The 24548-nt window shown below is 60.4% G+C and carries 11 protein-coding genes; 8 read left to right on the top strand and 3 right to left on the bottom strand.

Annotation, left to right across the window (positions count from 1 at the left end):
- Together H7688_RS12710 and H7688_RS12705 are read right to left on the bottom strand one after the other, a co-directional pair.
- Positions 1 to 5398 (bottom strand): beta strand repeat-containing protein (locus H7688_RS12710; RefSeq protein ID WP_183361487.1); only part of this gene is annotated, 5398 nt, incomplete at its 3' end.
- A 780-nt stretch (positions 5399 to 6178) separates the two neighbouring features.
- Positions 6179 to 8218 carry a sodium-translocating pyrophosphatase gene (locus H7688_RS12705; protein ID WP_183361486.1) on the bottom strand — a complete coding sequence of 680 codons (2040 nt, stop codon included), beginning with the start codon at positions 8216 to 8218 and terminating at the stop codon, positions 6179 to 6181.
- A 1314-nt stretch (positions 8219 to 9532) separates the two neighbouring features.
- Here H7688_RS12705 and H7688_RS12700 point away from each other — a divergent pair.
- The 5 genes from H7688_RS12700 (at position 9533) to H7688_RS12680 (ending at position 19569) form a co-directional block, all read left to right on the top strand.
- Complete coding sequence (locus H7688_RS12700; RefSeq protein ID WP_183361485.1) at positions 9533 to 10795, top strand: lactate racemase domain-containing protein; 1263 nt, start codon at positions 9533 to 9535, stop codon at positions 10793 to 10795.
- A 411-nt stretch (positions 10796 to 11206) separates the two neighbouring features.
- On the top strand, positions 11207 to 12589 hold the full coding sequence (locus H7688_RS12695) for an FAD-binding oxidoreductase (protein WP_183361484.1): 1383 nt from the start codon (positions 11207 to 11209) through the stop codon (positions 12587 to 12589).
- 242 nt (positions 12590 to 12831) lie between these two features.
- Positions 12832 to 14112, top strand: coding sequence for a (Fe-S)-binding protein (locus tag H7688_RS12690; RefSeq protein WP_183361483.1), 1281 nt, complete (start codon positions 12832 to 12834; stop codon positions 14110 to 14112).
- 640 nt (positions 14113 to 14752) lie between these two features.
- Positions 14753 to 16477: an acyl-CoA carboxylase subunit beta gene (locus H7688_RS12685; protein WP_183361482.1), complete on the top strand. Its 1725-nt coding sequence runs from the start codon at positions 14753 to 14755 to the stop codon at positions 16475 to 16477.
- Positions 16478 to 16587: 110 nt separating this feature from the next.
- The gene (locus H7688_RS12680) at positions 16588 to 19569 is read left to right on the top strand and encodes an ATP-binding protein (protein WP_183361481.1); all 2982 of its coding nucleotides are present in this window, start codon (positions 16588 to 16590) and stop codon (positions 19567 to 19569) included.
- Positions 19570 to 19729: 160 nt separating this feature from the next.
- Here the strand turns inward: H7688_RS12680 and H7688_RS12675 are convergent, their stop codons facing one another.
- The gene (locus H7688_RS12675; protein ID WP_183354606.1) at positions 19730 to 19945 is read right to left on the bottom strand and encodes a hypothetical protein; all 216 of its coding nucleotides are present in this window, start codon (positions 19943 to 19945) and stop codon (positions 19730 to 19732) included.
- Between the two features lie 410 nt (positions 19946 to 20355).
- On the opposite strand from H7688_RS12675, the gene H7688_RS12670 reads away from it, so the two are divergent.
- From H7688_RS12670 to H7688_RS12660, 3 genes are all read left to right on the top strand, one after another.
- On the top strand, positions 20356 to 22008 hold the full coding sequence (locus H7688_RS12670) for an acyl-CoA mutase large subunit family protein (RefSeq protein ID WP_183361480.1): 1653 nt from the start codon (positions 20356 to 20358) through the stop codon (positions 22006 to 22008).
- A 293-nt stretch (positions 22009 to 22301) separates the two neighbouring features.
- A complete protein-coding gene (gene mce / locus H7688_RS12665) occupies positions 22302 to 22697 on the top strand; it encodes a methylmalonyl-CoA epimerase (RefSeq protein WP_183361479.1) in 396 nt (131 codons plus the stop codon).
- 332 nt (positions 22698 to 23029) lie between these two features.
- Positions 23030 to 24469: a histidine kinase gene (locus H7688_RS12660; RefSeq protein WP_183361478.1), complete on the top strand. Its 1440-nt coding sequence runs from the start codon at positions 23030 to 23032 to the stop codon at positions 24467 to 24469.
- The last annotated feature ends 79 nt before the right edge of the window (positions 24470 to 24548 follow it).

Below are 24548 nucleotides of genomic sequence, written 5' to 3'. Positions count from 1 at the left end.
GGGTGAGGCCGGTAATGGTAACGGCCTTGCCGGTACCCACATTGGCATCTCCGAAATTGGCGCTGCCGCCGGCCAGGGTCACCACGTCGGGGCTTAGGATTCCGCTCAGGGTCCCGCGGGTAGTGATGGTGGCCAACGTGCTGCCGTCATAGCCCTTGTTGCCGACAACAGTGGTTCCGGCGTTGACGGTAAGCGGTGCCGGGGTGATGTTGGCGGTGGTGCTCGCGGTGGTGGTGATGCTGTAGTTGCCGGCTGCAGCGCCGGAGAGGCTCAGGCCGCTGAAGCTGACCGTTTTGCCGGTGCCGGCGTTCTTCGTGTCGAAAGTGCCGGAAGCGCTACCGGAAAGCGACACAACGTCGGAGCCCACCACGCCACCCAAGGTGACCGTGCCGGTGTTGAGCGTGGCGCTCCGGGTGCCGTCGTACACCTTGCTGTTCGCGGTGATGCCGTTTATGGCAAGCGGTTTCGCCGTGACCGTCAGGTTGGCCGGGACGAAGGTGATGCTGTAGTTCGAACCTGCGCTCAGGGTGCCGATGTTGATGGCGTACGGGCTACCAGCCACGCTCTCGCCGCCGGCGCGTCCCAGCGCACCGGTCAGGGCGTCGCTGCCGTACAGTGTGCCAGTCGGCGTGTAGGTGAAACTCGGGTCAGCCGAACCGTAGACCTTGCTTTGGGCATTCGCTGTCACCGTCAGGGCTGCCGGGGTGATGTTGGCACTTGCCGAGGCGGTGCTGCTGCCGAGGGTATAGTTCCCGGCACCGGTGCCCGCCAACGCGAGCCCGATCACGGCGACCGGTTTGGCGTTGCCGACGTTGGCATCGGCGAACGTTGCGGTCCCGCCGGTCAGGGTCACGTTGTCTTGGGCGAGTATCCCGCTCAGGGTGCCTGGGCTCGTGATGGTCGCCGCAGTGCTGCCGTTGTAGGCCCTGTTGGCTACTACCGTACTCCCCGGAGTGACACTAAGCGACGCCTTCTGGATGTTCAGGGTGCCGGTGGCGCTCCCCTGGTAGTTCGGGTCTTCGACCGAGCCGCTGAAATCGTAGCTCCCGGCGTTGAGCGGAAGCACGGCAATCCCGCCTTGGCTGAAAGAGAAGCTGGCGGTGAGCCCCGGCGGGGTGGTGGTGTAGGGGACACTCTGCAGCGCTGCAGTGTAAGTCCGGGTGATCGAGCCGGCGCTGAGGGTCGCTGTTGCCTTGGCGACGTTGAAAGTCGTCGAACCGAGGCTCGCTGAGAACTGCGCGTTCCCGGAGAAATTTGCGATTATCGTGTGTGTGCCGGCAGAAATGACCCCGGTGTAGTTCTGGGTCGCAATGCCGCTCCCATCGAGGGACACCGGGCTCCCGACGGTATTCCCGTCCACCAGGAAGGTGACGGTACCGGTCGGGGTGGAGGCGGAGGTCACGATCGCGGTCAGGGTGAGGGTCGAGCTCCCCGGGATGTAGGTTACCGGTGCGTTAGCCTGCTGCACCGTGGTGATCGTCGGCTGGCCGTAACTGTAGCTGACGGTATTGACCGAGGTCTCCACGTTCCCCGCGGTATCCACGCTCAGGAATTTGAAGGTAGTGGAGTTGGTGATCGGGATCTGCAGGGGCGAGGCTCCTTGCTTGCAGGCCCCGGTGCAGGCGGCCGGGTTGGGATCGACTCCGTTGGTGGTGTAGTACACGGTGGCCGCTTCGCTTGCGGTAAAGGTGACGGTTACCGCAGTTCCCGGGGTGTAGAAGCCGGTGCCGGGGACCGGCGGATTAGACGAGGCACTGGTCACCGGGGGGAGGCTGTCCACCGTCACGGTAACCGACGGAGAGGCGAGTCCGGTGTTGCCGGCGACGTCGGTGGCAGTTGCGGTGAGGGTATGGGTGGTCCCTTCGGCGAAGAACCAGTTCACGCCCCAGACACCCGAGCCGTTGGCGGAGACCGAGGTCATAAGGGTCCCCCCGTCGTACACGGTGACGGTGGCATTGGCCTCCGCCGTCCCAGCGATGTAGACCTGCTGGGAGTTGCTGCGGTTGTTGGCATAGGGGGTGATTACCGGTCGTGCCGGCGGGGTCATGTCCACGGTGAAGCTGAGGAGCCGGTACTGCGAGATGTTCCCCGCCTCATCCTTCACCCAGACGTACCTGGTATAGGAACCTTCGCCAGGTACCGTCACGTTAACCATGGAGTTGGTGCTCCACCCCGTTGCGTTAACGGCGGGGGTCGCGGTAGAGTCCGTGACCAGGTACCAGAGCATCACGTTGGGGCTGGAGTTGTCGGTAGCTGTGATGAAGAACGAGGTGTTGGTCGCGTTGAAGGTATTCGTGCCGGAGAAGCTGTTGGGGGAGACCGTGCTGATGACCGGAGCCGTGTTGTCGAAGATCATCGTCACGATGCGTTCCTGCGACTGGTTGTTAGCCAGGTCGATGCCGTAGAATTTCACGACGGTGCCGTCTGCAACCGCGGGAGCGCTCACGCTGCCACCGGCCGTCGGGACCACCACGGAGAGGCGGGATGCAGACGTGAAGGGATCCGAACCGTCGGTGGTAAACCAGATGGTCGCCGGTTCATCCGATATGAAGGTGACGGGAATCGGCAGGGTGTTGCTGTAGCCGTATCCTGAGCCAAAGGCGGTTCCCGGCGGCATGACGATCACCTGCGGCGGGATCGTGTCCTGCATGACGTAGAAGCTGGTCTGCACCTCGTCACCGAACACCCCGGCGTTGTTCTTCAGGATGCAGCGCACCTGTTGGCTCCCCTCGGCGGTGAGGGTAAACGAGGCCGAGGTGGCGCTGGTCACCGGGATGCCGGTGCCGTTGGATCTCGGGTTGGTTCCGTCGGTGGTGTAGTACAGCGTGCCGGTAAGGGCGGGATCCCAGGATACCGTCACGGTCTGCTGCAGCCCCACCTGTCCGCCATTCGGGGTCAGTGTAAGCTGGTTGGGCATCAGGTCGCCGTTGACCTTTCCGCCGCTGACGCTGCCGTTGTACACCTGGTAGAAGGTATCCTGGAAGGCGTATCCGGCCAGGGTGACCTGGGCATAGACGATGTCGCCCTGCTCGATCCCCGTCACGAAGAAACGTCCGTCCGAGGAGGTTGCGGTCTTGGTAGTGTCGGGAGTGTTACTGCCGTTGCCGTAGATGACCTTGTAGCTGGGGCTGCCGCCGGGGTGGTTCTTGCTCATCACCTGGACGGTGGCACCGCTCAGGTTTACATCGGCAGGGGTGGCGACCCGCCCCCGGATCATGCCGGTAGTGCTGTTGGCCACTGCGGTGAAGGAGGGATCGACGGCTGCCCATCCCGTCAGGTCGCTGGTCCTGATCATGGAATAGCTGCCGTCGTAGTTGTTGGTTGCCGTGATCAGCTTGCTGTAGGAGTCCAGGTAGGTACCACTGGCATCATGCATCTTGTACTGCAGCGGCACACCGGCCGGCACGTTCATGCTGTACTTGCCGGCTACCCCGCCGCTGGTCGCCGAAGTTACGGTAATGGGAACTCCCCCGCCGATGGCCCGCACGGTTACGCCGTTCACACCGGCGTTAGAGGTGTTGGTTAAGGTGCCGGCCACGGTAACGGTCTTTTCAAAGGGAGCGCTGGATGCGCCGGTGACCTGGTTGTTGTCGGTTACCGTTATCGGCCCGCGGGAAGCACCTCCCGGGACATGGGCGATGATCTGGCTGCCGCTCACCACGGTAAAGTTCTTGTCGGCAACTCCGTTGAAGGTTACCCTCGTGGCAGAAGTGAAGCCGCTCCCGTTGATGGTGACCGTGGCGCCGCCAGGGCCCGAGGTAGGCGAGAAGCTCGAGATGACCGGCCCCGATCCGACCGGGGTGTAATCGCCGGAGAACTCGATCGCGTCACCCATCACATCCTGCAACTCGGTCGTGAGCCAGTATTGTGAGTTCAAGTTAAGCGATGAACCCGAGAGCGTTACCCAGTTGCTGGCAGAAGTCAGGTTCTCGAGGTACTGGTTGCCAGAGTAGACAGAGGAGGTAAAAGGGATCATGCCGGTCGGGATCCCGTAATGCCAGCCGTAGACCGGGTTGGTCAGATCAGGCATCCTCACATTCCCCACGGGGAAGCTTTGGGCCAGCGTTTCCTGACTCCCCCCTTTAATCACCGCCAGGGGCAGGATTTCCGAGCTGCCATCGCTGTACTCCAGGCTCGCCTGGTAGCTGTCATCCGAAGTCGGGCGGTTGTTTCCGGTAAAAACCCTCAGACTGTCCATACCTGCCAAGGAAACCCCTTCAGCCGGAAGTGCCGCGCCCGTTACGTTGCTCAAGGTTATGTTGACCGGTCGCTTCTGGCTCCAGAAGGTATTGAACGACAGCGAGAAGGTGGGGTCGGTGTTGTTGGGGCCATACTGCGAAACGGCACTTACCGAAATGATAGTGTTGCGCAAGGGGAAGGTCTGGGTGGGGGCGATGACGTTGTCACCACCTTCGACCGTCAACCGCGCCTGCTCGGTCCGCTCGTTGATCTGCCCCTGCCAGACACCCGTTGCATTGTCTATCAGGTACAGACTGGTCCGGTAGGCCGAAGCGCTGGCCTGCACCCCGGGTATGGACCACGCCTGCTGGATGGTAGGATTTCCTATGGTGGTTACGTACGGCATCCCGTTCCAGGTGGACAACGCCACCAGCAGGGTTTTGCCACTGAGCGAGGAGAAGCCGGTGAAGTTCACCTTCCCGGAGACGGTAACACCGGAGCCGCAGGTACCGAACGAGTTGCAGGTGTCGCCAATGGTGTCGCTGCCGTCGGCGGACTTGTAGGTTGAACGAGCAGATCCCCTGATGACCGGGGTGGTATTACAACTGAGGGTGGACCCGTTGCTTAGCCCCGTAATGACGAGCACCGCCGAGTCACCGGTCAAGCTCACCGTCGGCACGTTGTTTCTGACGATGGTTCCGCCATTGCAGCTGACGTTGTATGAGTCGGCGATTACCGCACCGTTCGCGTCAGTCGCATTTTCTATGACCACACCAGCAGAGCCGCTTGCCGGCAGAATCCCAGGACTGGCCAGGGCGGCCGAGGGAAGGACCAAGCTCTTGGCGGAGATGGTGAGGTTACCGGTACTGTAGTTCGAGCCTGAAACCGTAACCGACCTTTGTACCACCGGATCGTTTGCGTGCATGATGCCGGTGTTGGTCCGGTCCACAAAAGCGAAGAGGTTGTAGGTGCCGTTTTCCACCCCCTTTATGACAAATGAGGTGGCTGTTGTGCCGGGATTTGGCAGACTGACCGAGTAGACGAAATTTCCTCCCCAGGTTTGTTTCAGCCCGACATAGACTCGGCCCGTGTCGCCGGAATTGTTGGCGACCTTCCCGCTGACCGTCATCGCGTAGGCAGGGACACTCACGAACAGTAGCCCTAGCAGCATGACCAAAAGCGGCACTTGTAAGCACCAGACACCTCTTCTCTTTTTCATTTCTCCCTCCAGACATTCATCAAAGATCCAACAGGCATTCAAACGACGCAGATACAAACGCGAAAACACTAAACTATGATTTAATTTAAAATAGTTAAATTAACAGACAGTACGGTTCCTGATATGCGACATCGAACAACCGCAGGAACCATGAATTTAGGAGGGAAAGGGGGAGGTCCTGGCAGTCACAACAACAGTTTTGCAGATACTTGGGGCTTGTGTATACCATTTGCAATCTTATGATTCAAGAAAAATTAATGGCAATCACTCTAATCGAAACAAAATGTATACACTTATTGTCTAATTATTTTCTTTACACTTATCTCGCTTATTAGCTATCACTCAAAATGCTTAACGCAGCAAGGCGAAAGCATGCGAGGGTGTGTACCAGTAGGTGAGCAATCGCGGGTATCTCGAGGCAGCTTATGACATGTGCCAGGGAACGGTTAGGGGGAAAAGAAAGTGTTTGCGGTCGGGGTGGCTGCGTTGTGTTGTCTCGGGGTACACCCCAAAAGGTTAGTACTGGGAAACACGGTCCTTGGTCCACCTCAGTGCCTTTACGCCCCCCCCCAACGAAAATATTCACCAGGTAATTACGGGAAAGCGTCCAACAGGCGTCCAACGGACCCATCTCCCCCTGCGAGAGAGAGGCAGGATGAGGAGGAACGGAAAGCCATCTCCGCGCGGATCAAACCACGCCCCTTGAATTCTGCAAAGAAACAAAAAAAGGCGCCCCGGAAAACCGGGACGCCTTTTTTGATGCGGTAACTTGTGTAGCTCTTACATCTTGTTCAGCAGCGGAACGATGAGCAGGGACACGATGTTGATGATCTTGATCATCGGGTTAACCGCCGGGCCGGCGGTGTCCTTGTACGGGTCGCCTACGGTGTCGCCGGTAACGGCTGCCTTGTGGGCCTCGCTACCTTTGCCACCGTGGAAGCCGTCCTCGATGTACTTCTTGGCGTTGTCCCAGGCGCCACCACCGGTGGTCATGGAGATAGCCACGAAGATACCGGTCACGATGGAGCCGACGATCACGCCGCCCAGGGCTTTGGGGCCCAGGGTGAAGCCGACGACGATCGGTGCCAGGATGGGGATGAGGCCCGGGATGACCATCTCTTTCAGAGCGGTCTTGGTCACGATGTCAACGCAGGCCGCGTAGTCCGGCTTGCCGGTACCTTCCATGATCCCCTTGATGGTGCGGAACTGGCGACGGACTTCGTCGACGACCGCGCCGCCTGCTTTACCGACGGCTTCCATGCACATTGCAGCGAAGTAGTAGGGGAGCATGCCGCCCAGGAACAGACCGACGATGATGTACGGATCGGAGAGCGAGAAGGTCTTGTCGGCGATGGTCAGCTCCTGAACGTAGGAGGTGAACAGGATGATCGCGGCCAGACCTGCGGAACCGATGGCGTAGCCTTTGGTAACAGCCTTGGTGGTGTTGCCGACTGCGTCGAGCGGGTCGGTGACGGCGCGGACGGAGTCGTCAAGCTCGGCCATCTCGGCGATGCCGCCGGCGTTGTCGGTGATCGGACCGTAAGCGTCCATGGCAACAACGATGCCGGTCAAGGAGAGCATGGAAACGGCGGCGATGGCGATGCCGTACACACCGGCGCAGGAGGAGGAGACCACGATGCCAGCTGCGATCACGATGACCGGAAGCGCGGTGGACTTCATGGAGATGCCCAGGCCGGCGATGATGTTGGTGGCGTGGCCGGTTTTGGAGGCTTCGGCGATGTGCTTCACCGGGCCGTACTCGGTCGCGGTGTAGTACTCGGTGATCCAGAAGATGGCACCGGTGACCACGAGGCCGACGATGGCGGAGATGAAGATGTTGTTGGCCGAGATGGTGGTCGCGCCAGCGCTGAGCCCCTGCGGGAACATCTGGACGGTCACGAAGTAGAAGGCGATGCAAGCGATGACGCCGGAAGCGATGAGCCCCTTGTAGAGGGCGCCCATGATCTTACCGGAGCCGCCCAGCTTCACGAAGAAGGTGCCGATGATGGAAGCGATGATGGAGATGCCGCCCAGGATCAGCGGGTAGCTGACGGCTGCCGAGTTGGTGAAGGTGATGGCGCCCAGGAGCATGGCGGCGATCAGGGTCACGGCGTAGGTCTCGAAGAGGTCGGCGGCCATACCGGCGCAGTCGCCCACGTTGTCGCCCACGTTGTCGGCGATAACGGCCGGGTTACGCGGGTCGTCTTCGGGAATACCGGCCTCGACCTTACCCACCAGGTCAGCGCCGACGTCGGCACCCTTGGTGAAGATACCGCCGCCCAGACGGGCGAAGATGGAGATCAGCGAACCGCCGAAGCCCAGACCGACCAGCTGGCCGACCACGTCTTTGGTGGGCGCGCCCGGCATGAGCTGCTGAAGCAGCATGTAGTACCCAGCCACGCCCAGAAGGCCCAGACCAACAACCAGCATACCGGTGATGGCGCCGCCCTTGAAGGCAACGTTGAGGGCCTTGTGGATGCCGCCCTTGGCTGCCTCGGTGGTCCTCACGTTGGCGCGTACCGACACGAACATGCCGATGAAGCCGGTGAGACCGGAGAAGACCGCGCCGACGGCAAAGCCGACCGCAGTTTTCCAGCCGAGCGTCACAAAGAGAGCGATGAACATCACCACGCCGACCACAGCGATGATGGTGTACTGGCGCTTCATGTAGGCGCCCGCGCCTTCCTGAATCGCTGCCGCGATCTGACGCATCCGGTCGTTACCCTGGGGAAGCCCCAGGATCCACTGGGCCGAGATCAGACCGTAGGCCACAGCTGCCGCGGCGCAAACCAGGGCGAAAATTACTGCGTACTGTTCCATTAACAAATCCTCCCATTTAATATGCCTCTTGCGAAGGCCTTATTTATTCTAAGGGTCTCAGAAACGGGAGATTGTTATCGGAAAGCACTCATTTTGTCAATCTTTTTCCCCGTTGCGGGTCGATCTACCGCTGCAAAAACGCTTCGAGGATGAACTGCGGAGGTTCGACCTCCCCGGCATCCACGTTATCGTTTCAATCCACCGGCTTCGTCAGAACGGCCCCGCGGTGGGGCAACTTCTGCCAACTAGCCGAAATGGCCAGCACTTTCCGCCCCTGGATACGGCGATCCCTCATGGGGGTTCGCGGTCCACCGGCGTAGCACCGGATCCGCGTTCTAATGCAGAGCACGTTTTCTAATATTGACCCTTCATTTACTAATGTAGGGGGCGCTTTAAGCAAACTGACTTCTGCTTTAGCTTAATTTCGGTAATAAAAGGTGAGCGCGCCTGAGCACGAGGCAACGCGCCCCTTATTTTTGTTGAAGCGAGCCTCGCATTAGCTTGAACGCTGCGCGCTTTTCACTAAAAAAGTGACGACAGACCTTTTTGCAGGCAACTTTTTGCCCGTGCGCCCTTGCTTTTAGAATATCGGACGGACGATTTCCCATCTCGCAGCAGCCGCGTTTCAAATGAGAACGGAAAATAAGCTAAACGCGAGGGCATTTAGCTTAACACAGGCATGCATAAGCTAAAGCGAGGGGCATTTTGCTTAACACAGGTCTGCGTTAGCTTAACTAGGGTCTGCCATAGCTTAACGACGGTCTGCGTTAGCTTAACTAGGGTCTGCCATAGCTTAACGACGGTCTGCAGTAGCTTTAGGCGCGGGAATTTTAGCTTAGCGCGAGGCATGCTCCGCATAACTTTGGCCGCGCCGGTCTTACTTTTGTGGAATATTAGCTGGGCAACGGGACGTTTAGCTTACCTGGGGGTTTGCAAAGGCAGTGGGTACCGTCGACCTGCGACCGGCGCGGTTACCGTCAGCTATTTCTGAAGGGAACACCTTTGCCAAGGCTCGTCGGGGAATTCAGGGAAGCTGGTAAGAGTTGCTCTGCAGCACTGCAGGTGGCCTTACGCCCTCCGCTTTGCGAAGGGGAAACAGGGGGATTTGATGTTAGCCTACGTGGCGCGCTTCTCGGAAAGCAGCAACTAGGATGAAATTCCCCCTGCCCCCCTTCGCAAAGGGGGGGATCGTGACGCCAACTACCTGCGCCTGCGATGATCATTCGCCCCTGTGCATGCACCGAACTGTTAACGGTGCGCGTCTTTCACCGCCCTATCTTGCGCGCCGGTTAAATCATATGTAGTATTGGGCGCATGGCCGATCTCAAGTGTGGCGACATAAGCTATCCCGTGACGATACCCGAGCAGCACCTGCACGCCGTGATCCGCCCTCCGGTCGAGGCGGCCGCCGGGACGCCGGAGGGACTCGTGCTGCAGGCGCTGGAGGGGTGCATCGAAAAGATCGCACGCTTCAAAGCCAGCGAGAAGGTGGTTATCGTTACCTCTGACATCACCCGCCCCACCGGCAGCGAAATATACCTGCCGCTCCTGGTGCGACGCCTTGTCGAGGCGGGGGTGCAGGAGCGCGACATCGAGATCGTGATCGCCCTGGGGATCCACCGCAAGCAGACCGAGGCGGAGCACCGCAAGATTGTGGGCGAAATTTACGGGCGGATCAAGGTAAGCGATCACGAGTGCGACGACCCGGGGAGCCTGGTGTACCTGGGCGAGACCAGCCGCGGCATTCCGGTGGAGATCAACCGCACCGTCGCCGAGGCGGATCGGCTCATCCTGACCGGGGCAGTGACTTTTCACTACTTCGCGGGCTTCGGCGGCGGTCGCAAGAGTATCCTCCCCGGCGTCTCCAGCCGCAAGAGCTGCATGGCGAGCCACTTTTCGCTGTTGAACCCCGAGGAAGGGAGCGGCCGGCATCCCAAGGCGGTGACCGGCAACCTGGCGGGGAACCCGGTACACGAGGCGATGCTGGAAGCCTGCGCCATGCGCCCCCCCGAGTTCATCCTGAACACGGTGCTGGGGCCGGACAAGAAGATCCTCGCCGCCTTTGCCGGTGACTGGCGCGAGGCGCACCTGGAAGGCTGCCGTTTTTACGCCCGATCCTTCAGCTACCCCATAGCCGAGCGTGCCGACCTGGTGGTGGTCTCCTGCGGCGGCTATCCCAAAGACATCAACCTGATCCAGTCGCACAAGTCGATGGAGTACGCCAGCCGTGCGCTGAAGCCGGGCGGGGTCATGGTACTGTTGGCCGAGTGCCGCGACGGCTACGGCAACGCCACCTTCTTCGACTGGTTCCGCTTCGCGCACAGCGCCGAACTCGAGTCGGCTCTCAGAAAGCACTACGAGATCAACGGGCAGACCGCCTGGTCCCTTAAAGAGAAGGCTGAGCGCTTCCGGATCATCCTGGTCTCCCAGCTCCCCGACGCGGAGGTGCGCACCATGGGGATGATTCCCGCGGCCGCGCCGCACGCCGCCCTCGAGCTGGCCTTTTCCATGCTCCCCGCCGACTACTCCGCCTATCTCATCCCCGAAGGGGGCGTGGTACTTCCCGTTCTTGGTTAGCCCCTCCCATTTTCCTGTTTATAGAGAAATGCACCGACACTCCCCTCGCCCATCGGGAGATGGGAGAGTCTGCGGGAGTGGCGCGGAGTCGGGAAACGCCTGAAGCACAACCGATTCCGGCGCCATCATCCCCCTCGCCCTCCGGGAGAGGGGGAGGGGTGAGGGGGGTGGCAGCTGCAGCAAATCTCCATAGCTTCGACCAACCATCACCCGACACAGTAAAGTGACCGGCAGGGGCCTAATGAACCCTTGCCTTTTTTATTTCAAGAGTGCAAAGTATCCGAATATCTGGTTAGCTGGCGCAGCATTAACAACAGTTTCGGAGCACGAAACGCTGCCAGTTGCCAATGAAGGAGCAGCCGGCACCACGTTCCCCGACTGTGCCGATTTTTATCTGTGAGAGGACACTAGATGCTCGAAGCACGCATACTCGACAAACTGACTGAAATCGTCGGCAAGGAAAACATCGCCACCGAAGTACAGGACATGATCTGCTACGGCTACGACGCCACGCAGATGGAGTTTTTGCCCGACGCCGTGGTGCACCCGGCCAACAGCGCCGAGGTATCCCAGGTACTCGCCCTTGCCAACCGTGAGAAGTTCCCGGTCTTCCCGCGCGGCGCCGGCAGCGGTTTCACCGGCGGCGCCCTTCCCAAGGGGGGCGGCATCGTCCTGGTGACCACCCGCATGAACCGCATCCTCAGGATCGATACCGATAACCTGGTCGCCGAAGTGGAGCCGGGCGTCGTCACCGAGGCCTTCCAGATGGAAGTGGAAAAGCTCGGGCTCTTCTACCCGCCCGACCCGGCCTCGCTCAAGTTTTCCACCCTGGGCGGCAACGTCGCCGAGTGCGCGGGCGGCCCGCGCGCCGTAAAGTACGGAGTAACCAAGGACTTCGTGATGGGGCTCGAGGTAGTGCTGCCGACCGGCGAGGTGATCCGCACCGGCGGCGAGACCGTGAAAGGGGTGGTCGGCTACGACCTCACCAAGCTGATCTGCGGCTCCGAAGGGACGCTGGGGGTGATCACCAAGATCATCTTCAAGCTGCTCCCCTACCCGGATTCCAAGAAGACCATGCTGACGGTGTTCGACTCGATCGACGGCGCGGCGCGGGCGGTCTCGACCATCATCAAGGGGAAGATCATCCCGACCACGCTGGAATTCATGGACCACGCGACCCTTACCTGCGTCGAGCGCCGCTTCAACCTGGGGCTCCCGGCCGAGGGGCGCGCCGTGTTGCTCATCGAGGTGGACGGCGACCGCGACCTGATCGAGAAGCAGGCCGAACAGATCCACGCGCTCATCAAACCGCTGGGGCTGGTCCAGTTCCGGGTAGCGAAAGACGCGGCGGAGAGCGAGGAACTCTGGCGGGTGCGCCGCCTGGTGTCGCCGTCTTTGCGCGACGTGAACCCGGACAAGTTCAACGAGGACATCGTGGTCCCCAGAAGCCGGGTGCCGGACGTGATCCGGCGCATCGAGCAGATCCAGCAGCGCTACGAGATCCCCATCGTCAACTTCGGCCACGCCGGCGACGGCAACATCCACGTCAACATCATGATCGACAAGACCGTGCCGGGGCAGTTGGAGAAGGCGCACGAGGCAATCAAGGAAGTGTTCCAGGCAGCCCTCGACCTGGGTGGCACCATGTCCGGCGAGCACGGCGTGGGGCTTGCCAAGCAAGCCTTTATCCCGATGGAATTGACTGCGGACCAGATCGGCGCCATGCGCGCCATCAAGCGGGCGCTCGATCCGAACAACATCCTGAACCCCGGGAAGATGCTGCCGGTGGAGTAGAGGTTTCTCAAGTCCCCCTTCGCAAGGGGGTGAACTCGGCGCCACCAGCGAGCTGGACAGCAACCGTCTCTGCGCTTCCCGAATTCCCGAAGGAACCCTTCACAAGGGCTGGAGGCGGCACCAGGGCAAAACAATTCAACGCCTATACTTAATCCCAGCACGTTGAGAATACCGACGAGCCACCCTTTTCTCCGGCTCGCCCACTCACCCACTCAACGTCTTTGAACGAACGAGACCTATTCATGACCAAGAAGACTGTGGACCCACTCGAACGGGTCGAGAAGGAACTGAAAAAGTGCGTCAAGTGCGGCGCCTGCCGCGCCAACTGCCCGGCCTTTACCGCCTTCCAGCGTGAACCGGCGGTGGCCCGCGGCAAGGTAGCTCTCGCCCAGCACATCATGAAGGGGGACATCACGCTGGACGACGGCACCTACGCCGCCATGTCCAAGTGCCTTCTGTGCGGCAGCTGCGTGGAGAAGTGCCCGAACCAGGTCCCCACCGACGAGATCGTCATCGCCGCCCGCGAGGCGCTCGCCAAAAGGCGCGGCCTCACCACCTTCCATAAGGCGGTGGGACAGGTGATCAAGACCCGCAAGCTCATGAACCTGGGGGCCTTCGCCGCCTCGATCCTCGGGCCGGTGTTCTTCCGCAAGATCCCGGCCACCTCGGGCCTGCGCCTGCGCTTCCCGGTGCCGTTTATCGGCAACAGCCGCCACATCCCGCAGATCGCCAAGAAGAGCTTCATCGCGAGCCACCCCGAGGTGATCCAGGGCGAGCCGGGTAAACCGCGCATCGTCTTCTTCGTGGGCTGCATGACCAACTTCGTCTATACCGGCATCGGCGAGGCGACCATCAAACTGTTCCAGCACCTGGGCTGCACCATCATCATCCCCAAGGACCAGCAGTGCTGCGGCCTCCCCGGCATGTCCGGCGGCGACCTCGACACGGTGCGCGAACTGGCCGAGCAGAACCTGGCCGCCCTCGAGGCGCACCAGGCCGATTACGTGATGACCGCCTGCGCTACCTGCGGCGGCGCGCTGCACAAGCTCTACCCGCTGGTGATCGGCAAGCGCAACCCGGAATTGAAAGAACGCCTGAAGGCACTGGCGGACAAGACGGTGGATGCCTCGGTGCTGCTCAAAAAACTGGGGCTCAACCCGGAAGAGACCGGCAGCAGCGCCGAACTGAACATCACCTACCACGATCCCTGCCACCTGCGCACCGCCGGAATCACCAAGGAGCCGCGGGCGCTCCTGAAGGGGACCCCGGGGCTCAACCTGGTGGAGATGGAAGGCGCCGACCGCTGCTGCGGCCTGGGCGGTACCTTCAACGTCTACCACTACGACAGCTCCCTTAAGATCAATGCGGGCAAAACCGCCGCCATCCAGGCCACCGGTGCCGACGCCGTGGTGACCGGCTGCCCGGGCTGCATCATGCAGCTTTCGGACGGTTTAAAACAGGCCGGAGATAAAACGAGGGTAGTGCATACCGTCGAACTTCTGGCTGGCCAGATCAAACGTTGACCCACACGCTGGCAGGGGCTCCCTGCCAGCGCTACTTCCCCCTCTTTTCCCCCACCTGCATAACTTCCTGTTTTATCAATCAAGATACCGTAAACACTCTTTTTCTTATTGACATTTTTACAGCAAAACCTTATGAAGGGTACCGGCATCCGTCTATAAAACGCTAGTTCGTTTACGGTATCACCGGTTCGGAATCGTCAGCACCAACAGGCGGAGAGCCTGCTCCAAATCTCACTGACAAAAACGACGTCACGAAGCATGAGAATTGCGGCATCACTTCCGGCTCTGCAGCAACACGCTCTCTCCACCAGCGACACAACCCATTTCTGACTGACGCAAACTCGAAACACGGCAGCAGGTTTGCCCGAGAAAGGCTTTGGCAGGGAGCTCCGAAGTCATAGGGATATCCCTAACAGTAATACTTTCTCATATTAAGCACTTGACACGCACGTAAACGGCAGCATACTTCCGTGGATACAGTGTACAAGTGAAGTACACTCTCACAGAGCGTACGCAGAGAGATAAATAGTTGAATTTTTGTCAGTATGACTTTTCAATACAGCTACGGGGAGGATGGTAATGACGCGTAACGCTCAGCAGTCTGTGCAGAAAAATCCCAACTACCGGAAGGATGGCCGCAATGTCTAATTCAATGATCAAGCCCTCGCTGAAGAACCCCTTTGACCAGGCCGAAAAGGTCGAATTCAACATCCCGGGTGAGATCGCTCGCGCCACGGGCGGGTACGAGGAGGCGATGAAGGCAGGTTACGACCTGATCCAGCGCCCCATCAAGTCGGTCTCCATCGACCAGATCGAGAAACAGCATTTCAAAAAGCGCATGACGGTCTGGGAGAGGATCCGCGTCCTTACCGAAGAAGACCCCAACATCCTGTACCAGAACTGGGGCAAGAACCTGGACGGCGCCTCGCTGGTCACCGGCATCCTCAACATCCACGGGCGCGACGTGGCACTCTACGGCCACGACTTCACGGTACGCGCCGGTTCCATGGACGCCACCAACGGCAACAAGCTGGCCCGCCTGTTCCAGATGGCCGGCGAGAACGGCATCCCGGTCATCGGCATGAACGACTCGGCTGGCGCCTTCGTGCCGGCCGGCGTGGGGGGGCTGGACGGCTACGCCGAGGCCTTCACCGCGCTCAGGAAGATCTCCGGCGTGGTCCCCTCGATCATGTGCATGTTCGGCTTCAACGCGGGCGGCGGCTCCTACCTCCCCCGCCAGGGAAGCTTCGTCATCCAGCCCAAGGACACCTTCTTCGGCCTGACCGGCCCGGGCGTCGTGAAGAGCGTACTCGGTGAGGACGTCACCCCCGAGGAGCTCGGCGGCCCGCAGGTGCACGGCATGTCCGGCGTGGCGGACCTGACCTGCGAGGACGAGGTCGGCGCGCTCCGCATGGCGGTACAGCTTTTGAACTACATCCCGGACAACAACGGCGTCATGCCGCACTACCAGGAAACCACCGACCCCCTGGACCGCAAGACCTGGGAGATCAACACCCTTCTGAAGAAGGCCTTCAACTCGCCGACCGGCTTCAACACCCCGTTCGACGTGTCGATCATCATCCAGCAGATCTGCGACCACGGTGACTACTTCGAGATGCAGCGCGACCGCGCCCGCAACGTAATCACCGCCTTCGGACGCCTGGGCGGCAACGTGGTCGGCTTCGTGGCCAACAACTCGGCCGTCGACTCCGGCCAGATCGACTGCGACGCGGCCTTCAAGATCGCCCGCTTCAACCGCTTCTGCAACATCTACAACATCCCCATGATCTTCATGGAGGACACCACCGGCTTCCTGCCGGGCCGCGAGCAGGAAGCCCGCGGCATCGTGCACGCCGGCCGCGCCATGCTCGACTCCATCGTCGACATCCGCACCCCGCGCATCCTCTTGATCCTCAGGAACGCCTACGGCGGCGCCTACGCCTCGTACAACAACTACCCGACCGGCGCCGACCTGGTGCTGGCGCTCCCGACCACCCGCCTCGCCGTTATGGGCCCGGCGGGCAAGGAGTTCGTCTACAAGGACGAGCTGAGGAAGGTGCGCAGCGCCGTCATGGAGCGCGTCAAGCGCGGCACCCAGGAGCGCATCGATGCCGGCGTGAAGCCCGAGGTCGCCAAGCTCGACGCCGAGAAGGAGGCCGCCGAGTGGCTGCGCGCCGAGGAGGCGCTCCTGAACACCCGCTACGAAAAAGAACTGATGAACCCGAAAGAGGCGTTGAGCCTTGGTTCCATCTCCTCGCTGGTCATGCCGACCGATCTCAGGAAGGTATTGGGCGAGAACCTGAACTTCTTCCTGCGCCACTACAAGCCCGGCCCGATGGGCGGCATACAGCGCGAGTTCCACTAGGAAGGCAGAGGCAGGTCGGGGGGGATTTCTCACCTGCCGGAAAGCTCCCTCTCCACGAGGGCTTTCCTCAACCTAAACCTTATTGATTTCAATTTCGGAGATAGAGACCAATGGCACACACTTTAGGCAGCTACACCAAGAATCCCCTGATCCACCGGGACCGCCGGTTGGGCACTTCGACCTCGAAATGGGTCGCTTCGTTCGCCTGCGAGGACCTCAAACCGCTCATCGTCTGCCGCGGACCGATCCGCAAGGAGGCGATGGACGTCTACGCCGAGATGGGGATCACCCACTTCGGCATCCTGTTGTCCGAGAAGGACTCCATCGTCTACCCGAACGCGCTGGCGCCGGAGTTGAGGACCCTCACCGACTCCCGCCGCGTGCACCGGGTGCCCGACTACACCGGGGCCTCCAAGGAGGAGCGCGTCGAGCGCATCCACCAGATCATCTCCATCGCAATCGATAACGGTTACGACTCCATCTTCGCCGGCTACGGCTTCATGGCCGAGGACGACGAGTTCGTCGCGGCCATCGAGAAGGCCGGCCTCAAGTTCATCGGCCCCTGCTCGGCCACCCAGTCCGGCGCCGGCAAGAAGGACGAGGCCAAGCGTACCGCCCTCTCGGTGAACGTCTCGGTCACCCCGGGTATCGACAACGTCACCGCCCGCACCCTCGTGAAGAAGCACCCGACCCGCGAGAAGCTCCTCGCGCTCGCCACCTCCGACGGCCTCAAGTGCGATCCCGCGGTGCTCGGCGACACGAAACTCTCGCTCGAGGAACTCGCCGACCACATCCTCTACGCCTCCTACGAGCGCGGCGTCGACCTCTTCTCCATCGAGGAACTCTGCGCACAGGTACAGGCCGAGTGCGAGGCGATGTTCAAGAAGTACCCGAACTCCCGCGTGCGCCTGAAGGCGATCGGCGGCGGTGGCGGCAAGGGTCAGCGCCTTCTGGGTGCCGGGCTCTTGCACGCGAAAAACGCCGACGATGCGCTCATCAAGAAGGAAGCCTCCGAGGCCCCGGGCCTGGTGCGCGAAATCCTGAACGAGGTTAAAGCCAACGGCATCGGCGACAACAAAAACGTCCTCGTCGAGTTGAACATCGAGCAGACCCGCCACAACGAGATCCAGCTTCTGGGTAACGGCGAGTGGTGCATCGCCCTGGGCGGCCGCGACTGCTCGCTGCAGATGCACGAGCAGAAACTCCTCGAGGTGTCGGTCACCCAGGAAGGGCTGATGACCGAGATCGAGCGCGCCCGCGCCGCCGGCAAGGACGCCGAGGTGAAGGCCCTGGAGAGCGACCTCAAGGTCCTGAAGAGGATGGAAGAGGAGAGCGAGCGCTTCGGCAAGGCGGTGGGGCTCGACTCCGCCTCCACCTTCGAGTGCATCGTGGACCGCGACCGCCACTACTTCATGGAGGTGAACACCAGGATCCAGGTGGAGCACCGGGTGACCGAGCTCTGCTACTCGCTCAAGTTCGTGAACCCGGACGACGCCAACGACTTCTTCGTGGTGGAGAGCCTGGTCGAGGCCATGGCCCTTTTGGCCCGTCACAAAGAGCGTCTGCCGCGTCCGGAGCGCATCGTGCGTTTCAACGCCTCCGTCGAGGCGCGTCTCAATGCGACCGACGCCTCCCTGTCCCCGCACGCCGGCGGGATGATCCGTTACTGGTCCAAGCCGATCGAAGGCGAGATCCGCGACGACCAGGGGATCTCCATGGTGAACCCGGACACCGGCCTGTTCGTCAAGTACCGGGTAGCCGGCGCCTACGACTCGAACATCGCCCTCTTGCTCACCAAGGGTGAGGACCGCCGCGACACCTACGAGCGGATGAGCGACGTGATCCAGTCCGCGGTGATCCGCGGTACCGACTTGGCCACCAACCTCGAGTTCCACTACGGCCTGGTGAACTGGTTCCTGGGCCGCAACGTGATGGCGAAGCCGACCACCCGCTTCGTGGTCCCCTACCTCACGCTGGTCGGGCTCTTGAAGGAGACCGCCAACAAGATCGACCCGGTCTACGCCTTCCTGCAGATGAAGAAGCACTACACCAAGCTGATCGGCGATGCCTATGCCGACCAGCCCGAGGTGGCGGCCAAGGAAGTGAAGAACCTGTCGAGCCTGTTGGACCGCAAGGGGACCCTGATCACCCGCCCCATCGAGCGGCTCCTGAACGACCCGCACCTGCTCTCCGGCTGGCTGTCCATGAACATCAAGAACTTCCGCCTGGAGGAGAACGGCAAGGTGGTCTGGCTCAGGAACCCGGTCGGGGTGCTGGCGGAGACCTACGACTACCTGCACATGAACTACCGCCCGCACAAGCCGGCAGCCGAGATGATCTGGAGCCACGACAACGACCTCTTGCAGCAGGCGATGCGCTTCTCCAGGACCATCCGCGAGCACTTCGGCCTGGCCCGCGACGAGTACCACACCCTGACCGGCATCCTGGCCAACGAGGAACCGCAGGGGGGCTTCGACGCCGATATGTGGCAGCAGATCCGCTCCGCGCACTTCGGCTACGAAGCAGGCCTCGAGCTTTTGGGCATCCTGTTCCAGGTCGGCTTCCACACCAAGTTCTGGGACCTCAAGGTGGAGGAGGACCTGGAGATCACCATCCCCGAGTACCTCACCGACCCGGACCTGCAGGCCCGCATGAAGAAGGTGCTGGTCCCGCCGCCGGCAACCAAGGCCGACGAGATCGTCGCGGTGTGCGGTGGCATGTACTACGGGCAGGAGGCGCCGGGGATGCCCCCGTTCGTCTCCGAGGGGATGCACTTCGAGAAGGGGCAGCCGCTCTACATCATCGAGGTCATGAAGATGTTCAACAAGGTGTACGCGCCGTTCTCGGGCACCATCGACAAGATCATCATGACCTCCGGCGACGGCACCATCGTCTCCAAAGGGCAGCCGCTCTTCAAGGTCTCCCCGGACGAGGTGTTCGTCGAGGTGGACACCGCGGCGCTCGAGAAGGAGAAACGGACCACCACCTCCCAGTACCTGCAGGCGGTACTCTCCGAACCGGTACGCGCCGCAGCACCGGCAGCCAAGAAGGCGAAAAGCGCCGGCGAATCGCTCGGCGCAGCAGCGGTGTAGGGAGCTGACCACCGGCTTCGGGTGAGGTTGCGAGACCTCTCCCGGGGCGCACCGCGGGCTCCGAACCCGCGGCCCTGAACGCAAAAAGGGCTCCAGATTTCCATCTGGAGCCCTCGTCGTTAGCTGGAATCACCCTTTCGGGTGTGTCGCGGTACGCGATTTACGCAGCGGCGAAGCAGAAGTTGTCGCCCTCGACAGACTCGGAGAGCGCCTCGAGGAAGGAATCCGCATTGGGGTCCTTCACGATGGCCATCATGCCGTGGTGCACAGACCAGGTGGTACCGCAAACACGGCACTCCACCAGGCCCTCGCTGAAGCCGTTGAAGCGCAGATCGGTACTTTCGTTATCGTGGTTTTTGCAGACGGGGCATTGCATGGCTGTCTCCTTATGAAGCCTCATGAGGCTTTGCAGTCGCTTTTTGTTCTAAAACATACAGATTGCGTTTGCGATACGCAAGTAAAAATTTCGTCACAAATGCCGTCAAAACAACACGTTAGGCCTGTTTTTTGTTTTAACAACCAAATCAGCATTTCAGCGGTTTTTCAAAAATAAAACGAGACGCGGCAAAATCAGCCAGGCACAACTTTACAACGTGCTGTAATCATTGTATTCTACATTTTAAATCACTATTTTAAAAATAGAACGTCCAAAGTCGTTGTTTTATCGATGCAGCAGGTCCAAGATCAGAAAAAAAATTTCCGTCAGCGGCAAGCCTACGTTCATACCACCGCTGTCACCTTTATCTGTCAGCGCAGGAGCGCCACTTCACAGGCCAGGAGAACACGATGAGCACATCCGAACAGCAGCAGGTATGGCAAAAAGCCGTCGAGAAGAGCATCGCCAAGGCGCCGGAGCGCAAACACTCGTTCCGCAACAGCTCGGACATCGAGCTGGAGCGCTGCTACACCCCCTCCTTCGAGTACCCCGGGTACCAGGACAAGCTCGGGTTCCCCGGCCAGTTCCCCTTTACCCGCGGCGTGCAGCCGACCATGTACCGCGGCCGCTTCTGGACCATGCGCCAGTACGCGGGGTTCGGTAACGCAAAAGAGTCCAACGAGCGCTACAAGTACCTCTTGTCCGCCGGCCAGACCGGTCTTTCCATCGCCTTCGACCTCCCCACCCAGATGGGCTACGACTCCGACGCCTCGATGAGCCGCGGCGAAGTCGGCAAGGTGGGGGTGGCCATCGACTCTCTGGCCGACATGGAAGTGCTCTTCGACGGGATCCCGCTGGACAAGGTCTCCACCTCGATGACCATCAACTCCACCGCCTCGATCCTCCTGGCCATGTACATTGCGGTCGCCGAGAAGCAGGGGGTCACACCGGACCTGATCTCGGGCACCATCCAAAACGACATCCTGAAGGAGTACATGGCGCGCGGCACCTACATCTACCCCCCCAAGGAGTCGATGCGCATCATCACCGACATCTTCGCCTACTGCAAGGACAACGTCCCCAAGTGGAATACCATCTCCATCTCCGGCTACCACATCCGCGAGGCAGGCTCCTCCGCAGTGCAGGAAGTGGCCTTCACCCTGGCCGACGGCATCGCCTACGTGGAAGCCGCCATCAAGGCGGGGCTCGACGTGGACGAGTTCGCACCGCGTCTCGCCTTCTTCTTCAACGCCCACAACGACCTCCTGGAGGAAGTCGCCAAGTTCCGCGCCGCCCGCCGCATGTGGGGCAAGATCATGCGCGACCGTTTCAAGGCGAAGGACCCGCGCTCCCAGATGCTGCGTTTCCACACCCAGACCGCCGGCTGCACCCTCACCGCGCAGCAGCCTGACAACAACATCATGCGCGTCACCCTGCAGGCGCTCGCCGCGGTCCTGGGCGGCACCCAGTCGCTGCACACCAACTCGCGCGACGAGGCGCTGGCACTTCCCACCGAGGATTCGGTGCGCATTGCGCTGAGAACCCAGCAGGTGATCGCCTACGAATCGGGGGTCGCCGATTCAATCGACCCCTTGGCCGGATCTTTCCTGGTCGAATCGCTCACCGACAAGATCGAGGAGCAGGCGATGGCCTACATCAACAAGATCGATTCCCTGGGGGGCGCCGTCGAGGCGATTTCCCGCGGCTTCCAGCAGAAGGAGATCCAGGACTCGGCCTACGCCTACCAGCGCTCCATCGAGAAAAACGAGACCATCATCGTGGGGGTCAACAAGTTCACCATCGAGGAGAAGGCGCCCGAGGGGCTCTTGAAGGTGAAGGAAGAGGTTGAGCTGAACCAGAAGGCCACGCTGGCGCAGATGAAAGCAGGCCGGGATGCGGCGAAGGTTGCCGCAACCCTTAAAGCGTTGGAAGGAGCGGCCCGCGGTACCGAGAACCTGATGCCCTACATTCTGGACGCGGTGAAGAGCTACGCTACGCTCGGCGAGATCGCCAACGTGATGCGCGAAGTCTTTGGTGTGCACCGTGAGACCGTAGTACTGTAGTAGTTAGTAAACAAGAGCTGCCCCGTGACGCCAAGATGACAAAAGTTTCTGTCGGTAGATCGTATTTTCCCTATCTACTGCAGGCACTTACTCTTCACTGACACGCGGAGCAGCTCTTTTTTTATTTCTTTTATTTTCTAACATCTTAGACCTTAATCCCACAGACTCAGATGTGCAATTGTATCCTGCAAGAAACCCTTGGATCAGAAAAAAACCGCATAAGGACTTGCATTTAACGGGTTTTGGTTTATCCTCTTGCAGGGAAAGCCTATGAGTCAAAAAAGGACTCGATCATGCTCACCAAAATAAATCACATTGGCATAGCTGTTAACTCGATTGAAGAGGCCGTTCCCTTTTACCGGGACTCCCTTGGTATGGTTCTCAAAGGTACCGAAGTAGTACCCAGCCAGAAAGTGAAAGTGGCCTTTCTGGTAATCGGAGAATCAAAGATCGAACTTCTGGAACCAACAGCGCCGGACAGTCCGGTGGCCAAGTTCCTCGAGAAGAACGGCCCCGGCGTGCACCACATCGCCTACAGCGTCCCCGATGTTGCCAAGGCGATCGAGCAACTCAAGGCCGGCGGCACCCGGATGATCGACGAGGTGCCGCGCGAGGGTGCCCACGGTGCAAAAATCGCCTTCATCCACCCCAAAAGCAGCGGCGGAGTGCTCACCGAGATCTGCGGATGAAACACGCCGAGGGATGTTACAAGTAGGTGTAGCTTGATTTTTTTGTTGACTTTTGTCCCAAAGTTTATATATTGGCGCCAATTCTATAACAATGGTTTGAAATTCCATTTACATTCTTTGACGTGCGCAGCTCCCTTGTTGCCCGCGAGGTTGCCAGACGTTGATGAATAAACCCTAACCAAATACCAGGCTCTCGTGCTACCACTCAGTTGAAATGGTGGGAGCGAGGGCCTTTTTCCAAGTAGCAGACACTGTCCATACAGTCCGTATGGAAACCAAAAACGGGCTATTGCAATTAAATCGTAGCTGACCATCAACCCAGGAGGTAAACCATGAGCTTCAAGAAGACTCTGCTCGCGCTGACCGCAATCGGTGCACTCGCAGGAACCGCAGTCCCGGCAATGGCGCTGGAAAACGAATTCCACGGCATGTACAAGATGAAGTACTTCGTGTCGGACATCGACAATGCAAGTGCTGGCAACCTGTTCAAAACGAAGACCACCACCTCTGCGAACAACTACTTCGAGCAGCGCGCCCGTCTGTTCTACAATGCCAAGGCTAACGACGACCTCAAACTGGTTGTAGCATTCGAGATCGACTCCGTCTTCGGTGACAAGTCCCAGAACGATACCTTCCGCAACTCCGGCGCCGCACTCGACACCGACGCTGTCAACCTGGAGACCAAGTGGGTACACCTCGACTTCAACATCCCGGGCATCCCGACCAACGTTAAGGTCGGTACCCAGGCGATCAAGGACTCCCTCAAAGGGGTGCTGTTCGATGTCGACGCGGCCGGTATCTACACCGCTACCAAGTTCGGCCCGAACGCCAAGATGAACCTCGGCTACTTCCGTGGCTACGAGAGCGATTCCGCCGCTGCAACCGCTGCTGGCAAGATGGGCGTCAACAACCTCGACCTCGTCATCCTGGAAGGCAAGTACAGCGTAACCAAAGACATCGCCGTGGGCGCCAACTACTACGGCGTGTTCGACTACCGCGACAACTTTGCAACCATGCTGGATCACACCCTGGGTGTCAACGCTGACGCAACCTTCGGCGCCCTCAACGTGAGCGGCTTCCTCGCCGGCCAGCTGGGTACCATCGCCAACCGCGTAGGCGGCACCACCGGCATCAATGGCAACGGCCACGCTGTTGACCTGTCCGCTATCGCTGCCAACGTAACCGCCCGCATGAAGGTGGGCCCGGGCACCGCCAAGGTTGCCGGTCTGTACACCTCCGGTGACGACGGTAAAAACGCCAACAAGAACAAGGCATGGCAGAGCCTGCAGCAGACCCGCGACGGCGTGACCAGCATCGCTTCCGCCGGCACCGCCTCGCTCAACACCTACAACGACTCCGGCATGATGCTGTTGAACAGGAACGCCGCTGCCCAGGGTACCACCACCGACCGCCAGCTGGCTTCCACCACCAACAACAACAACCAGGGTATGATCATGCTGACCGCTGGTTACGACGCCAACATCACCCCGAAGACCTATGCCAGCGTGAACGCCGGTGTGCTCTGGGCTGCTGAGACCAGGAACGCTCACCTCAACGACACGGTCACCAGCGTCGCCAACGGCGCCGTGAAGCCGACCACCGGCCGTAGCGTCCTGATGGGTGCCGAGCTCAACGTCGAAGCTGGTTACAAACTCTATGACAACCTGACCGCCAGCGTACAGGGCGCCTACGTTGTCCTGGGCAACTACTACAACGGGACCAACCAGAAAGACCCGTACACCTTCCGCACCGTGCTGAGCTACGCATTCTAATCCCGCATGCTGCCCACCGGGCAGCAGTTGCAGGAAGCATCACCAAAAAGGCGAACCCTACCGGGGTTCGCCTTTTTCT

This window comes from Geomonas limicola, from assembly GCF_014193675.1.
Taxonomy (GTDB): Bacteria; Desulfobacterota; Desulfuromonadia; order Geobacterales; family Geobacteraceae; genus Geomonas; species Geomonas limicola.
The sequence above is the reverse complement of the archived record's forward strand: the minus strand, read 5'-3'. Positions and strand labels throughout refer to the sequence as shown.

Excerpts from the sequence above, each read along its gene's own strand:
- H7688_RS12705 (WP_183361486.1), bottom strand. The coding sequence starts at position 8,218 with ATGGAACAGTACGCAGTAATTTTCGCCCTGGTTTGCGCCGCGGCAGCT.
- H7688_RS12700 (WP_183361485.1), top strand. The coding sequence starts at position 9,533 with ATGGCCGATCTCAAGTGTGGCGACATAAGCTATCCCGTGACGATACCC.
- H7688_RS12695 (WP_183361484.1), top strand. The coding sequence starts at position 11,207 with ATGCTCGAAGCACGCATACTCGACAAACTGACTGAAATCGTCGGCAAG.
- H7688_RS12690 (WP_183361483.1), top strand. The coding sequence starts at position 12,832 with ATGACCAAGAAGACTGTGGACCCACTCGAACGGGTCGAGAAGGAACTG.
- H7688_RS12685 (WP_183361482.1), top strand. The coding sequence starts at position 14,753 with ATGTCTAATTCAATGATCAAGCCCTCGCTGAAGAACCCCTTTGACCAG.
- H7688_RS12680 (WP_183361481.1), top strand. The coding sequence starts at position 16,588 with ATGGCACACACTTTAGGCAGCTACACCAAGAATCCCCTGATCCACCGG.
- H7688_RS12675 (WP_183354606.1), bottom strand. The coding sequence starts at position 19,945 with ATGCAATGCCCCGTCTGCAAAAACCACGATAACGAAAGTACCGATCTG.
- H7688_RS12670 (WP_183361480.1), top strand. The coding sequence starts at position 20,356 with ATGAGCACATCCGAACAGCAGCAGGTATGGCAAAAAGCCGTCGAGAAG.
- mce (WP_183361479.1), top strand. The coding sequence starts at position 22,302 with ATGCTCACCAAAATAAATCACATTGGCATAGCTGTTAACTCGATTGAA.
- H7688_RS12660 (WP_183361478.1), top strand. The coding sequence starts at position 23,030 with ATGAGCTTCAAGAAGACTCTGCTCGCGCTGACCGCAATCGGTGCACTC.